Origin of the sequence: Kineosphaera limosa NBRC 100340 (genome assembly GCF_000298215.1) — a bacterium.
Lineage (GTDB): Bacteria > Actinomycetota > Actinomycetes > Actinomycetales > Dermatophilaceae > Kineosphaera > Kineosphaera limosa.
The window spans coordinates 68181-83264 of record NZ_BAHD01000025.1 but is presented as its reverse complement, the minus strand read 5'-3'; the positions used below and the strand labels follow the sequence as shown (position 1 = coordinate 83264).

General features: G+C 69.9%; 12 protein-coding genes. 3 read left to right on the top strand and 9 right to left on the bottom strand.

The window, feature by feature from the left end; genetic code table 11:
• The coding region (locus tag KILIM_RS08550) for an L-lactate permease (protein ID WP_006592261.1) at positions 1-769 on the top strand (769 nt) is incomplete at its 5' end.
• 125 nt (positions 770-894) lie between these two features.
• Here KILIM_RS08550 and KILIM_RS22240 read toward each other — a convergent pair.
• The 9 genes from KILIM_RS22240 to KILIM_RS08505 form a co-directional block, all read right to left on the bottom strand.
• Positions 895-2958 carry an HNH endonuclease signature motif containing protein gene (locus tag KILIM_RS22240; protein WP_006592260.1) on the bottom strand — a complete coding sequence of 688 codons (2064 nt, stop codon included), beginning with the start codon at positions 2956-2958 and terminating at the stop codon, positions 895-897.
• Positions 2959-3541: 583 nt separating this feature from the next.
• Positions 3542-4267 (bottom strand): hypothetical protein, encoded by a 726-nt coding sequence (locus KILIM_RS08540; RefSeq protein WP_040562707.1) that lies wholly within the window; start codon positions 4265-4267, stop codon positions 3542-3544.
• Positions 4268-4500: 233 nt separating this feature from the next.
• Positions 4501-5094 (bottom strand): Uma2 family endonuclease, encoded by a 594-nt coding sequence (locus tag KILIM_RS22235; protein WP_006592258.1) that lies wholly within the window; start codon positions 5092-5094, stop codon positions 4501-4503.
• Positions 5095-5247: 153 nt separating this feature from the next.
• Positions 5248-6279 (bottom strand): ketol-acid reductoisomerase, encoded by a 1032-nt coding sequence (gene ilvC / locus KILIM_RS08530; RefSeq protein WP_006592257.1) that lies wholly within the window; start codon positions 6277-6279, stop codon positions 5248-5250.
• 50 nt (positions 6280-6329) lie between these two features.
• Positions 6330-6842 carry an acetolactate synthase small subunit gene (gene ilvN / locus KILIM_RS08525; protein ID WP_006592256.1) on the bottom strand — a complete coding sequence of 171 codons (513 nt, stop codon included), beginning with the start codon at positions 6840-6842 and terminating at the stop codon, positions 6330-6332.
• A gap of 5 nt (positions 6843-6847) precedes the next feature.
• Positions 6848-8701: an acetolactate synthase large subunit gene (locus KILIM_RS08520; protein ID WP_083876017.1), complete on the bottom strand. Its 1854-nt coding sequence runs from the start codon at positions 8699-8701 to the stop codon at positions 6848-6850.
• Between the two features lie 603 nt (positions 8702-9304).
• A complete protein-coding gene (gene ilvD, locus KILIM_RS08515) occupies positions 9305-11023 on the bottom strand; it encodes a dihydroxy-acid dehydratase (RefSeq protein ID WP_006592254.1) in 1719 nt (572 codons plus the stop codon).
• Positions 11024-11126: 103 nt separating this feature from the next.
• Positions 11127-13301: a M12 family metallo-peptidase gene (locus tag KILIM_RS08510; protein WP_157551597.1), complete on the bottom strand. Its 2175-nt coding sequence runs from the start codon at positions 13299-13301 to the stop codon at positions 11127-11129.
• 263 nt (positions 13302-13564) lie between these two features.
• The gene (locus KILIM_RS08505; protein ID WP_006592252.1) at positions 13565-14134 is read right to left on the bottom strand and encodes a SixA phosphatase family protein; all 570 of its coding nucleotides are present in this window, start codon (positions 14132-14134) and stop codon (positions 13565-13567) included.
• 129 nt (positions 14135-14263) lie between these two features.
• Here KILIM_RS08505 and KILIM_RS23240 point away from each other — a divergent pair, with 129 nt between their 5' ends.
• Positions 14264-14602: a (2Fe-2S)-binding protein gene (locus KILIM_RS23240; RefSeq protein ID WP_006592251.1), complete on the top strand. Its 339-nt coding sequence runs from the start codon at positions 14264-14266 to the stop codon at positions 14600-14602.
• The gene (bfr, locus tag KILIM_RS08495) at positions 14565-15050 is read left to right on the top strand and encodes a bacterioferritin (protein ID WP_006592250.1); all 486 of its coding nucleotides are present in this window, start codon (positions 14565-14567) and stop codon (positions 15048-15050) included. Before KILIM_RS23240 ends, bfr begins: the two co-directional genes overlap by 38 nt.
• Positions 15051-15084: the final 34 nt, after the last annotated feature.

Sequence of the window (15084 nt, the reverse complement as noted above, 5' to 3'; positions counted from 1 at the left end):
CCACGACGGCAGCGGCAGCGCGGGCCGCCCCACGGGCGCGCGGACTGACGAGACGATCGCCGTGCCGGGCTCGGCGGCTCCGGCGCCATGCAACAGCTCGGCGGCACCGGCGGCATCCGACAGCTCGGTCGCCGAGCTCGTCCGGGCGCTGCTGCCCTACGTTGTGCTCCTCGGCGGGGTGCTCATCGCGCGCGCCGCGGTGCACTCGCTGCCTGACGAAGCGCTCGGCCGCTACATCGCGTCGCCCGGGCTCTGGCTCGCCGTCGCCTGCCTGTCCGAATACCTGCTCCACCGCACCGAACTCACTCGCCGGACCGTGCGCGAAGCCGGACTGAGCGCTTGGCATTCGTGGCGGGTCGTGGCGCCGGCGACGGCATCGTTCGTCCTGGTGGGGATCCTGATGGTCGACGCGGGGATGACCGCCCAGATCGCGGTGGCCGCAACGGCCCTCGGCCCGGCTTACTCCTTCTTCGCTCCGACGCTGGCGGGCATCGGCGGCTTCCTCACCGGGTCGAACGCGGGCGCCAACGCGATGTTCGCGGCCCCGCAGGCGCAGGCCGCCCACGCCCTCGGCAAGCCGGTGCTCGACTTCGTCGCGATGCAGAACGTCGGCGCCTCGCTGCTGACGATGGCCTCGCCGGGGCGGGTGCTGCTCGCGGTGCGGATGTGCCCGCCCGGCTCGGTCTCGATGCGCACGACGACCCTCGTCCTCGTCGCCATCGACGCCGTCGTGCTAGTGGGGCTCGGTGTGCTCGCCCTCGCGATGTGAGTGCGCCGCGCCCGGGGCTGCGGCAGTCGAGCGTGGCCTTCGCCGTCCAGTACTCGCCGCACGACGGGGGCGCCTCGCGCCTATCTGGCGAAGAAGGAGCCGGGCAGTGGCCTCATCGAGCCTCGTCAGAACGGGGGCGTGTCGTAGTGCGGCGGTAAGCGTGGGCCCGCTGTGCCCGCCGCATCCGTAGCGGTCCCCGACCTGTGTGCTTCTGCCTTGATGTGCCGTGCGTGCGGCAGTGATGTCGCCTCTTCGGCGGAGTGCTCCAGGTTCCACGTGCTCTGACGCGGCAGCTGACCGTAGGGCCTGCGGGCGTAACGGTGCAGGTCGTCAGCGTCGACCCTGCCACCTGGGCTGGCCGGGGCCTGACAGAGGCGTGCGCTCAGTTGTTCGCTGCGGAGGGCGTCGATGCGTTGTTGTGTGGTCAGGCGGGGCGCCACGCCGCACCGTTCGTCGGGCAGGTGCGGGTCGAGCCAGGCTTCGGCACCGGCGCAGTCATCGTGTCCCACGCCCGGCGCGGCTACGTGCCTCCTGCCGTCGGCCACGCGGTTGGCCGCTTGGCCGGTGGCGTGAGCGGCCGCCTGGCTGGTCGCATGCTTGGGGCCGTGCTCCGGGGCAGTGCGCAGGCCCAGGGCAGCGGCCCGATCGCGTTCCATTTCCGGGTCGGTGGCGCGGCAGTGTTCGACGTGGTCTCGGTAGGCGGCGACCCGGGCGGCCGTCGCCTCGTCGGGGCCGTCGCAGTCGACGCTGTCCGGGTCGTGGCCGTAGCGGATCGGGTACGTGCAGTACGTGCCCCCGAACGTCTCCCAGATCACGACGCCGCTGCCCTCGTCGTGCTCCTGACGCCACCATCCGCGGGTCTTGTATTCGTGGTGCCGCCCACCCTTTGGGGTCAGATTGCGGCTCGTCGTAGCCCCCCGCGGCCAGGGGATGCCGTGATCCAGTTCGCACGTCGCCGCCGGCTGAGTGCACCCCGGCGCCACGCACGTGCCGTAGCGGGCCGTCACGAACCGCCGCATCGCCGCGGTCGGCCGGTAACGATCGGTAGAGGCCTCGATGACCAGCCCATCGTGCGGATCGGTCACGATCCGCGCCAGCGTCGTGCCCTCCGCGCACGCCACATCGCGCACCAGATCTGCCGTCAACAACCCGCGCGGCGTCTGGCCCGGGTCATCACTGACCCCGACGAGGGAGGCCAGTGAGACAGTCACGTTGATCCGCCCTGCCGGCACCGCCCCAGCGAACGCCCCGGAGAGCGTTTTGGTCGAGTGCGCCGCCACGCAGTCAGCGTGCCGCCCCTCGTGCCGTTGACCGGCCTCCGGCTCGGGCGACCCGTCGCCGCGGCGCGGCTGGGCGCAGCGGCCTGGCTGGCCCTCGATGACCAGGTCTAGGGCGATGTCGGAGCGGAGCTGGGCCAGAGTGCGCTCGTCTCCCCCGGCCCGCAGCCGCCTGGCCAGGCCATCGACGCGCTGGTGCGCCGCCCCGACTCGTTCAGCCGAACCGGTCACCGTGAACGAGCCCATGCCGTGTTCGGTGAAGCGACCGTAGGCATCACGCTCTCGCCGGGCGCGCGAACGCTGCCTATCCGAGTCGGCACACGCCGCCAATGCCCGCGACAGTCGCCGCGTGAACAGCGACCACGACACCACCTCGCCTGAGCGCGGCGGCGCCAAGACCCGGCGTGCGACCTCGTCGGCGATACACGACGCCTGCTCCTTGGTGCGCTCCCGGACCTTTCGGGCCCTTTCCCAGGTGCACTGCCCATGCCGCATCGCCTCGCTCAGGCGGCGCGTCGCCTCGGGCGCCGCGGTCACGAAATCCGCTCGCGCCTCGCTCTCCCACGTCGGGACTCCCGAGGCCAATGACGTCTCGTCGGCGACCAGGGACTCCACCAGCTTGCGCACGTCTGGATCACTACCGCGCCCGTTGAGCTCCTCCGGCTCGCGCCCCTGCGCCTCGAGCACGCCATCGACCATCCGGTCGGTCGCCGCCAACTGCACGTACCGCAGCCACGTGATGAGTCGCTCCGACCCTGCGACCACCTGCACCAACTCACGGACACTCAGGTCGAACAACCCCGCTGGCGCCTCGTTGCCCGGGCCGAACCACGACGGCAACTCCCCGAAGACCTCCGACATGCGCTGCCCCTGCGGAGCCTTGTCGGAGGTCGGCGGCATGCTGTCACTCATCGCGCTCGACCCTCCCTTGCAGTCGTCCACCGGATGCGCTTAAGTCTAGCACACTCTATCCAGCTTCCCCCAGTCTGTAGCGTATTACTCGATCGCTTTTACGAACTAACTTGCCAAGGTGGGCGATTCAGCGTCCACCCGGTTCACGGGAGGCCATGGAGGTGCGCTACGCGGTGGATGGGCGTGCGGCCGCGGCACACTCCCGACGCTCGGTGCCCAGGTCCCGCACGACCGATGAGTGCAAGACCCGGGTGTCGAACCGCTCTCGGCTGAAGCAACCACCCGCCTCGTGCCAGGGCGTGGCACGCTGCCCCACGAGAAGTGCCGGCCAGGTCTGACATCCCTATGTGGGGGGCCGTGGCTCGTCGCTCAGGGCGATGCTCACCATTGCCCGTGGTAGGAGGCCGCGCTCTCGCTACCGATGCGGACAATCTGGTCCGGCTCCAGCGGGGCCGGCCAAAACTGAATGAGGTAGGCGTCGAGGCACTCTTCGGCGAACTCGTTGTCGGCGGCAGCGTCTCGCCCGAGGGCACTGGTGCGTATCCGGTAGGGCCGGCGGGTAGCGGCCCTAGCTCGCCGTAGTTCATGTCGGACCAGGTGAGCCAGCGCGGGTCGTTGCCGGTGGGAACGACCGCGGAGACCTCCACGACGTCTTCCCAGTCCGCGGCGGGCGGCTCAGGTGCGTGGTGGAGAAGTTCGATGCGGATGGCCGAGCCACCGGATCGTCTCGCGAGGACAAAGCGTGCAGCGCGCGCGGGTCGGCCGCGCCCACCAGACCGTTCCGCTGCCCTCGGAAAGTGCTGGGGAGGTCATCGGAGCGGGGTTCGTCGCCCCAGACGATGTCGAACAGCCCATAGTCCGTGTCGACCACGCCGGCGAAGAGGACTCGAGCGCCGGGGCCGGGGGCAGCAGCCATCGCGGCAGCAATTCGCTCACCTGCCGGGGTGATCCCGGTGTCCGGTTCTGACCCGTCAGACTCGGCGTCGTCGTCCTCGGGTAGTGACTGGATGGCCGCGTCGACTTGGCCAAAGTCGCCCTCGTGACGACGCGTGATGACATCCTCGCCCGCGGTGCGGAAGTCAGCTAAATACGACTGCGGCCAGCTGACGATGCGATAACACTCGCCGGTTTCGCGGCTGATGCCTTCCTCCGCGGACGGTGTACGTCCGCGCGCGAACACCCGGATGCGGTAGGTCTGCCCACGCTCGGGAGTGACCTTGATGGGCTTCTCGAACGGATTCTCGGGCTGGATCTGGCACGGTCGGTAGGGGGCGACCGAGAACTCGGCTCCCACGTCCCAGCTACCCACTGACAAGTCGTCCTCTAGACAGGAGCGCGGCGGCGTGGCTAACGCCTCTACCGAGAACCGGACCATTCCTCGGATGCAACCGGTGCCGACCGTGAAGCCAGCCCGACCTCGATCGCTGACCCCGATGAAGCCACCGGGCCTAATCAGGGAGGCCCCGTCTGGCAGCGTGGAACTCGCAACGGGCAGGAAGCCGCCAGCGATGACGGCCCATTCAGGAGCGGTGGAAGGAATCACTACGCCAGGAGGTCGTCGACCGCGATAGCGATGCCGTGACCGTCGATGGTCACGGTGACCGACGATCCAGGCGGGACGTCGGCGTAGCCGCCGCCACTTTCTCGCCCCTCGTACAAGGTGAGCTCACCCGGTTCCGCGCGCAGATCCACGACGAGGTAGGTGGGGATGCCGACCGCAGCGTACTCCCGACGTTTGGTGACCAGGTCCCGCTCGACCGATGAGGGTGAGACGACCTCCACGACGAGCAGCACCTCGCTGACCAGCAGCCTGGCCGACGGAACGTCCCCGCCCCGGCGGCGTCGAGCGACGACGATATCGGGACGACGCACGGTGGGCGCGGAATCGTCGTGCACGGTCAGATCCATGGCGATTAGGGCGATCCAGTCGCCCCGGTCCGCATTGAGGAGGCCGGCGAGCAGCGTCGCGGCGACACGGTTGATGATGCTCTCGGCAGGTGCCGGCGTCGGGACGCCCTCGACGAGCTCGTAGCTGTCTTCCCGACGACACAACCCCTGATCCCACGCTTGCAGATCGGCCAATCGCGGCATGGGAGCGGCCGGAAACTCGAGCTCGGACTCAACAACGGCAATCATCTTGAGGCTCCTCCCCTTGCCTCAAGTCTCAGTGCCTGCGTCGCGCCGGGCAAGAGAGCCGGCCGCAAATCCGCAGAAGGTGCCCACCGAGACGGCAGCGGCCCCGCACCTCCCAGTGAGATGCGGGGCCGCTGCGGCGCCTTTGAGCCAGCGTCAGTTGCGGGCGGCCGAACCCTCGACGTAATCGGAGTCGGTGTCCTTGATCCAGGCCATGAGCTTGCGCAGCTCCTTACCGGTGGCCTCGATGGGGTGCTTGGCGCCCTTCTCACGCAGCGCCTTGAACTCGGGAGCGCCGGCATCCTGGTCGTCGATGAACCGCTGGGCGAACGAGCCGTCGCGGATGTCGGAGAGCACCTGCTGCATGTTCTCCTTGACCTCCGGGGAGATCACGCGGGGGCCGGAGACGTAGTCGCCGTACTCGGCGGTGTCGCTGATCGACCAGCGCTGCTTGGCGATGCCGCCCTCGATCATGAGGTCGACGATCAGCTTGAGCTCGTGCAGGCACTCGAAGTACGCGACCTCCGGCTGGTAGCCCGCCTCGATGAGCGTCTCGAAGCCGTACATGACCAGCTGGCTCATGCCGCCGCACAGCACGGCCTGCTCGCCGAACAGGTCGGTCTCGGTCTCCTCCGGGAAGGTCGTCTTGATGCCGCCGGCGCGCAGCCCACCGATCGCCTTGCCGTACGACTTCACGAGATCCCACGCGCTGCCCGAAGCGTCCTGCTCCACCGCCAACAGCACCGGCACGCCGCGGCCGTCGACGAACTCGCGACGCACGATGTGGCCCGGCCCCTTGGGCGCGACCATGATGACGTCGCTGCCCGACTCCGGCGTGATGTAGTCGAAGCGGATGTTGAAGCCGTGCCCGAAGACCAGCGTCGTGCCGTCCTTGAGGTTCGGCTTGATCTGCTCGGCGTACACCGTGCGCTGCACCTGGTCGGGGGTCAGGATGACGACGACATCGGCCTCCTTGACCGCATCCGCCACCGACAGCACCCGCAGGCCCTCGGCCTCCGCCTTGGCCCGGCTGGCGCTGCCCTCGGCCAGGCCGACGCGCACGTCGACGCCTGAGTCGCGCAGGTTGAGGGCGTGGGCATGCCCCTGGCTGCCGTACCCGATGACCGCGACCTTGCGGCCCTGGATCACCGAGAGGTCGGCGTCGTCGTCGTAGAACATCTCAGCCACTGGGGGCTCCTAACTTCTTTGGGGTGGAAGGGGTTCTGGCGTGTTTGGGTTCAGTGCCGGATGGCGCGGTCGGTGATCGAGCGCGGCCCGCGACCGATGGCCACCAGCCCCGACTGCACGATCTCCTTGACGCCGTAGGGCTCCAGCAGCCCCAGCAGCGCCTCCAGCTTCTCCGCGCGGCCGGTCGCCTCGAGCGTCACCGAGTCGGCCGACACGTCGACGACCCGCGCGCGGAACAGCTCGATCGTCTCCAGCACGTGGCTGCGCGTCGCCGGCTCGGTCTTGACCTTCACGAGCAGGATCCGGCGCGCCACCGCGCTGTCCGGCTCCAACTCGACGACCTTGAGCACCTCGACCAGCTTGTTCAGCTGCTTGGTGACCTGCTCCAGCGGCATCTCGTCGGCGTCGACGAGCACCGTCATCCGCGAGATCTCGTCGTGCTCGGTCGGCCCGACCGCCAGGGAGCTGATGTTGAAGCCCCGCCGGGAGAACAGCGCCGCGACTCGCGCGAGCACGCCCGGCTTGTTCTCCACGAGCACGGACAGCACATGCCTGTTGTTCACGCCGCTCACTCCTCGCGGTCCCACACGGGCGAGACGCCACGCGCGTACATGATTTCGTCGTTGCTCACACCGGCCGGCACCATCGGCCACACCATCGCGTCGCGGCACACCACGAAGTCGATGACGACGGGGCGGTCGTTGATCTCCAGCGCCTGGCGGATCGTGTCATCGACATCCTCGGCCCGCTCGCAGCGCAGGCCGACGCAGCCGTAGGCTTCCGCGAGCTTGACGAAGTCGGGGATGCGCTCGCCGCCGTGCGCCGTGTGCAGGTCGGTGTTGGAGTAGCGCTCGTTGTAGAAGAGCGTCTGCCACTGGCGCACCATGCCAAGGCTGGAGTTGTTGATGATCGCGACCTTGATCGGGATGTTGTTGATGACGCAGGTCGCCAACTCCTGATTGGTCATCTGGAAGCAGCCGTCGCCGTCGATGGCCCACACGACCCGCTCGGGCTCGGCCGCCTTGGCACCCATCGCCGCCGGCACCGAGAAGCCCATGGTGCCCAGGCCGCCGGAGTTCAACCAGCTGTTGGGCCGCGAGTACTTCACGAACTGTGCCGCCCACATCTGATGCTGACCCACGCCCGCGACATACGTGCCGTCGGGGCCGGTCAACTCGCCGATGCGCTCGATGACGTACTGGGGGGCCATCTGGCCGCTCTCCGGAGGGGTGTAGCCCAGCGGATACGTGTCCTTCCAGCCCTGCGCCTCCGCGCGCCACGATTCGTAATCGCCGAGGGCGTCGGGAGCGCTCATCGCGCGGTGCAACTCGGTGATGACCTCGGTGCAGTCCCCGACCATCGGCACGTCGGCCACGCGGTTCTTGCTGATCTCGGCCGGGTCGATGTCGGCGTGGATCACCTTGGCCAGCGGCGCGAAGGTCGCCAACTTGCCGGTGACCCGGTCGTCGAAGCGAGTGCCCAGCGCGATGAGCAGGTCGGCCTTCTGTAGTGCCGTGACCGCCGCGACGGAGCCGTGCATGCCCGGCATGCCCAGGTGCAGCGGGTGCTCGTCGGGAACGGCACCACGCGCCATGAGCGTCGTGACCAGCGGAATCTGCGTCAGCTCGACAAACTCGCGCAGCGCCTCGCTGGCTCCGGAGCGGATGACGCCGCCGCCGATGTACAGCACCGGGCGTCGGGCCGCCTTGATGAGCCGGGCCGCCTCGCGGATCTGCTTGTTGTGCGGCTTGGTAACCGGGCGGTATCCGGGCAGCTCGAAGGTCGGCGGCCAGCTGAAGGTCGTCGCGGCCTGCAGCGCGTCCTTGGTGATGTCGACGAGCACGGGGCCGGGGCGGCCGGTGGAGGCGATGTGGAACGCCTCGGCGATCGCCCGCGGGATGTCGGCCGGGTCGGTGACGAGGTAGTTGTGCTTGGTGATCGGCATCGTGATGCCGCGGATGTCGGCCTCCTGGAAGGCGTCGGTGCCGATCGCGGCGCTGCCCACCTGGCCGGTGATCGCGACGATCGGCACGGAGTCCATCGCGGCGTCGGCCAGCGGCGTCACGAGGTTCGTCGCGCCTGGGCCGGAGGTCGCCATGCACACGCCGACCTTGCCGGTGGCCGCCGCGTAGCCCTCGGCGGCGTGCCCGGCACCCTGCTCGTGACGCACGAGCACGTGGCGCACCCTTTTGGAGTCCATCAGCGGGTCGTAGGCCGGCAGGATCGCTCCGCCGGGCATGCCGAAGACGACTTCCGCTCCGACCTCTTCGAGCGCGCGGACCAGGCTCTGGGCGCCGGTGACGTTCTCGACCACACCGCCCTGACGCTGGGGTACCGCCGTAGCCGGGGTCGGCCGGGGCGCTACTCCGCGGCCGGGCCGCGGGTCGGCGGGCACCGGCGGCGCCGCTGATGCCGGGGTCATGGCGGGGGCCCCGGGCACCGGCGCGGGCCGGGGAGGTCGTGGATTGCTCGACACGATGACTTCACCGCTTCCTTGAGGTTGCGCGCAGGAGAGCGAACCTCGTTCACGTTCCTGGCACACGTTCCTAGGCGTGGCGTTCCGAAGAACGACCTACCTGAATCTTCACAGGACGCGAACCGAAGCTATGAGGGGGGCCCGTCCCAGAAAAAAACCCCTCGGCCCGGATCGGGCGAAGGGGAAGCGCGTCGAACGGGTTACGAACGACACGCTCAGGTAAGTACGAGAATTCGGGCCATGCGACAACCTTCACCCAGGCGCGCTCCGGTGTCAAAGACGTGAGACGGCGATCTCATGATGCGGGATGGTCTCCGCGGAAGGCTGTCGCCTCCGGCAACCCAACCCAGAGTGCCGCCCAGCGCCCGCCCTGACACCCAGAGCCCAGAGCCCAGAGCCCAGAGCCCAGAGCCCAGAGCCCAGAGCTCACCCTGCGTCGAGTTGTCACAAATGAGGTCGAGTCGTCAGAAAGAAGTGACAACTCGACCCCAAAGGTGACAACGCGGCAGCGCGAAACTGACGACTCGACCCCAAACGTGACGACTCGGCTCAGTCGCAGACGGCGCCGTTGCTCGCCGAGCCGACGAGGCGGCGGTACTTGGCCAGCACCCCGCGCTCGTAGCGCGGACTTGGGTGCTGCACCCCGGCCTCGCGGCGCGCGGCGAGCTCTGCCTCATCGACGAGCAGGTCGAGGGTGCCGTTGCCGACGTCGAGGCGGATGCGGTCGCCGTCGCGCACGAACGCGATCGGCCCCTCGTCGACGGCCTCCGGGGCGACGTGCCCGACGCACAGCCCGGTGGTGCCGCCGGAGAACCGGCCGTCGGTGAGCAGCAGCACGTCCTTGCCCAGGCCCGCGCCCTTGATCGCGCCGGTGACGGCGAGCATCTCGCGCATCCCGGGGCCGCCCTTGGGGCCCTCGTAGCGGATGACGAGCACGTCACCGGAGCCGAGCGAGCCGTCTTCCACCGCGTCCATCGCGGCCCGCTCCCCCTCGAAGACCCGAGCGGTGCCCTCGAAGACGTCGGACTCGAAGCCGGCGGACTTCACGACCGCCCCCTCCGGAGCCAGCGAGCCGGAGAGGATCGTCAGCCCGCCGGTGGGGTGGATCGGCTCGGTCATCGCCCGGATGACCAGACCATCGGGATCCGGCGGGGTGATGCCGGCAAGGTTCTCCGCGACGGTCTTGCCGGTGACCGTCAGGCAGTCGCCGTGCAGCAGACCCGCGTCGAGCAGGGCCTTCATGACGACCGGGACGCCGCCGACGCGGTCGACGTCGGTCATCACGTGCTGCCCGAACGGCTTGACGTCGGCCAGGTGCGGCACCTTGGCGCCAACCCGGCGGAAGTCGTCCATGCTCAGCTCGACACCGGCCTCGTGGGCGATGGCCAGCAGATGCAGCACGGCGTTCGTCGAGCCGCCGAAGGCCATGACGACGCTGATGGCGTTCTCGAAGGCCTCCTTGGTCATGATGTCGCGGGCCGTGATGCCCTGACGCAGCATGTTGACGACCGCCTCGCCCGACTTGCGCGCGAAGCCGTCGCGGCGCCGGTCGGTGGCGGGCGGAGCCGCCGACCCGGGCAGCGACATCCCGATGGCCTCGGCGACCGAGGCCATCGTGTTGGCGGTGTACATCCCGCCGCAGGCACCCTCTCCGGGGCAGATGGCCCGTTCGATCGCGTCGACGTCCTCACGCGACATCAGGCCCCGGGCGCACGCCCCGACGGCCTCGAACGCGTCGATGATCGTCACCTGCTTCTCGCTGCCGTCCGAGAGCTTGGCGATGCCCGGCAGGATCGACCCGGCGTACAAGAAGACGGCCGCGAGGTCGAGGCGCGCGGCGGCCATGAGCATGCCCGGCAGCGACTTGTCGCAGCCGGCGAGCAGCACCGAGCCGTCGAGCCGCTCGGCCATCATCACCGTCTCCACCGAGTCGGCGATGATCTCGCGGCTGACCAACGAGAAGTGCATGCCCTCGTGGCCCATCGAGATGCCGTCGGAGACGCTGATCGTGCCGAACTCCAGCGGGTAACCGCCGCCGGCGTGCACGCCGTCCTTGACGGCCTTGGCGAGCCGGTCGAGCGACAGGTTGCACGGGGTGATCTCGTTCCAGCTGCTGGCGACGCCGATCTGCGGCTTGGCGAAATCGTCGTCGCCCATGCCGACAGCGCGCAGCATGCCGCGGGCGGCCGACTTCTCCAGGCCGTCGGTGACGTCGCGGCTGCGGGGCTTGAGGTCGGGTGCGTCGGTGCTCTGCGTCATACCGCGCATCCTAGATCGCCTTGCCCGCGAGCCCTGGAGCGACCGAGCCGAAGCAGCCGAGGTACCAAGCCGAAGCGACCGAGCCGGACTAGCGCACTGGAGCGGCCGTGGCCTAGCGGCCGTAGGCGATGGCGTCGACGATGACGTTGGCGGGCCCGGTGGGGCTGGCGTTGACGACGCGCACGGTGTGGGCCCCCCACGGCACGGCGATGCTCGCCAGCACCTGCCGTTGCTGGGTGCGGGCGGCGTGCGTGTTGACCGTGGCGCGCAACTGGCCGTCGACGTAGACCCGCGCGACGCCGCCGCGGGCGTGCCTGGGCCCGATGACGCTGATGCGGTTGGTCACGGTCGCCGGCCGTTGCAGCCAGGCCCCCCGCTGGGAGGTCGAGGAGAAGGTGCCGGCGTAGTAGCCGGCCAACCGGCCCGAGGTCCAGCCGCGACTGGCCGAGAAGCCGCGGGCGGTGGCGTCGACCGCGAAGGTGACGGGACGCCACGACGACCAGGCTCCCCCGGCCGCCCGGGCGCGAAACTGCACGACGGTGCCGGCGCGGCCTTGGTACAGCGCGCTGGTCGCGGATGTCGCGGACTGCCAGGTGCGCACCGCACCGAGGGCGCGCGCACCGCGCGCGTTGACGCCGATCTCCTGAGCCTGCACGTCGTAACGGGAGCCGGCCGCCCCGCCGGACCACGCGATGCGGGCCTGCGGGCCGGTGGTGGCGCTGGCATCGATCGTCGCGGCGTGCAGCGTCGCCGAGGGGGTGTTCGCGGTGCGCAGGGCGGGCTGGGGGCCGACGGCCACGGTCACCCCGGCCGTTGCGCCCGAGCTGGTCACCCGCACACTGATGGCGCCCGAGTGCGACCGCCAGGTGCCGCCGACGGGAATCTGGCGGGAACGGTCGTTGGCGGCGCCGGTCGGCGTGGCGTCCAGAGTCACGGAGCCGCGCTCCTGCCACGAAGTGCGGTCGACCTTGAGCACCCGCACGCCGTTCGGCACGTCCTCGTACAGGCGCAGGTCGCGGCCGGCGCGCACCCGGTATTCGACGAAGTAGAGCGCGTCGGAGGCGGGGTCGGCGATCCGCACCGCCCGCAATCCGGTGCCGGCCGACATCGGCTGCAGCGTGACCGAGCGGCTGCCGCCGGTCACCTCGACCACGCTCGAACCGGTGAGCAGGCCGACTCGGTTGGCCTGCACGGAGGCCAGGTTGCCGGCGCTGTCTGCGGACGAGGCAGCCATGACGTCCCACGGGTAGCCGTACTCCACGAGGCGGCAGCCGGCCGGCAGCGACGCGAGGTCGACGTCGGCCCGGTTGCAGCGCAACGACTTGGCGTGGCCTAGCCCGAAGTTGTGTCCGATCTCGTGCGCCAGCACCGGCCAGGCGGTGTCTGCGACGAGGGCGACGCCACCGCTGTTCACCCCGGCGCCGATGGAGGCGAGGCCGTAGGGGCAGCCGGCGGCGACGGCCTCCTTGGGAAAGGACATGACGAGGTGCTTGTTGGGCCCTTCGACGAAGCCGGTTCGCCGGGCGGCCTCGGTCCACATCGCGAAGATGTCGTCACCGCAGCGGTAGGCCGAGACGTACCGCGGGCTGATCGTGGTGGCCCGCAAGGTGATTCCGCCGCCGGACTGGGCCGACCAGTAGGCGGAGGCGTTGGCGACCTGGTTGCGGATCTGGGCGGCCGTGGCGCTGGCGCCGGAAAGGCCTCGGGGCGCGACGATCGCGACCGTCACGTCGTGTACTCCGCGCGAGTAGGTCGTGGCGGCCGCCGCCGCCACGGTCGTGGAGGTTGCCTGCAACGCATTGCCGGTCGTGGAGGCGGAGGCGGCCGTGGCCTTGGCGAGTTGGGAGTCGGTGCCGGCGGGCTTGCTGCCCGAGCCCTCACGTAGATCGGCCCGGCTGACGCGCACGGTGCTGCCGTCGGGGGCCTTCGTGGCGCCGTCCGCCTGGGCGGCGGCGACGACGGTCGGCGGGACCTGGGCTGTGACCGTGACCCGGGTCCCGCCGTCGAGATCCCGGACGGCGTGCTCGTTGACCGGGACGAGGGTGCCGTCGGCGGTCCGCAGGGCGGTCAGCGTCGACGGGGCGGATTCGGCGTGTGCGCCGCTGTCGGTGTGCGCTTTGCCGGCCTCGTGGCCGGGTTCCTCGGCGAGGCGCACGACGGTGCCCGACACCTCGACCTGCGCAGATACGGTCGCCGGAGCCGCCGCGTGCGCCAGCCCGGTACCGGCCACAAGGACGGCAAGGACGGCGGCGCTAGCCGTCGTCCAAGCATGTGCGGTCCGTCGCATCGCGCGCATCCGTGCTGCCCTTCCCTGGCATGGTCTTGCGGCGCGAGTCCTTTCGCGCCCTGTACAAGTCCATCGACCTGGACAGGGGCGCACTTGACCGATTTGGGCGATGTCAACAGGGACGAGCCGCGGCACCGGAGCGGCAACTCACGAGGGCAACCGAACTCGCCCGCCGATGTGACGCGCGCAACCGTCGACAAGCCGCGATCCCACCCCGGGCCAACCCGGGGTCAGGCCTGAGTCAAGGCCGAGTAAGGAAACAGTCAAGGTCGACGGAAGGCGACGATCGCACTTTCTTCGTCGGGAAAGGCTGTCCACGAACCGCGATGACCGATGACGGCGACGGCGGCCGGCGGCCACCCGAGCCCGGCCTCGCCCCCTGCCCCCTGTGGAAGGCGCCGCGCCAATCCGCCGGCGAGAAACGGGATGCCGGGGGCGTGTCCGATGACGACCAGGGTGCGCACGTCATCGGGCACCGACTGCACCGATTCGACGATGTCCTCGGGGTCTGCGTCGTAGAGCGCCTCGTCGGCCCAGGCGCTGTCCGCGCTCAGGCCGGCGGCGCGCAAGCCCTCCCAGGTCTGGCGGGTGCGGGTCGACGGGCTCACGACGACCGCATCGGGACGCACCCCCTGGTCGCTGAGCCAGCGACCGACCTCCTGGGCCGCGGCGGCACCGGCGGCGGTCAGTTCGCGGCCCAGATCGCCTCCGCTGGAGAAACCCTGGGCCTCGGCGTGGCGCATGAGCACGAGCAGCCGCAGGTCGCCGTTGCCCTCGGCGGTGGCGTCGCCGTCGAGCGCAACGGTGGCATCGGATCGCGGGACCTTAGACATGTCGCCATTGTGGCCAGCGCGAGGCGGTCAGGCGCATCCCCGGCACGCAGACCTTCCCACCGTGAGCCCGCCGTCCACAGTGCGAGACGGGTAGTGATTTCGGGAATGAGGTAAGGCTAACCTCACTCCATGATCGTCTGTCAGTGTCGCGTGGTGCGCGACCACGACATCACCGCCGCGATGGCCGCCGGAGCGACCACGCTGGGGCGGGTGTGTCGCGAAACCGGAGCGGGGACCGACTGCGGCTCCTGCGTGTTCGGTGTGCGCGCACGGATCGAGGACTACTACTCTCAGAACGTCCCGTGCCCGCTGCACGCAGTACCTGACCTGCCCGACGAGATCACGCCTCGCTGGATCGAGCCGGAGCCGGTGCTACCCGCGGCCGTCGCGGTCACGGATTACGCCCTGGTCCCGAGCTCCGAGGAGAGCGATGCAGCCCCGCAGCCCCCGCGTCGTCGAGTTGCTTAACGACGCCCTGACGTTCGAACTCACCGTCACCAACACGTACTTTCTGCACGCCCGGATGCTCGACAACTGGGGCCTGACCAAGCTCGGCAAGGTCTTCTACTCGCTCTCGATCGACGAGATGAAGGACGCCGACGAGCTCATCAAGCGCATCCTCTTCTTCGAGGGCCACCCCAATGTGCAGCGCCTCAACCCCATCACCATCGGCGAGAACGCCGCCGAGATGCTGCGCCTGGCCAAGGAGAGCGAGTACGCCGCCGTCGAGCAGTTCAACGCCTCGGCCAACGAGTGCCACGAACTCGGCGACCACGGCTCCGCGGCGGTCTTCGAGGAGATGGTCCGCGACGAGGAGGGGCACGCCGACTACTTCGAGGCGCAACTGGACGCCATCGCGCGAATGGGCTTCGAGAACTACCTGGCCCAGCAGCTGGGCACCGACGGCCCCGAGTAGGGCTGCGCACCCCAGCGCTCGCTGTTGCCCCGAA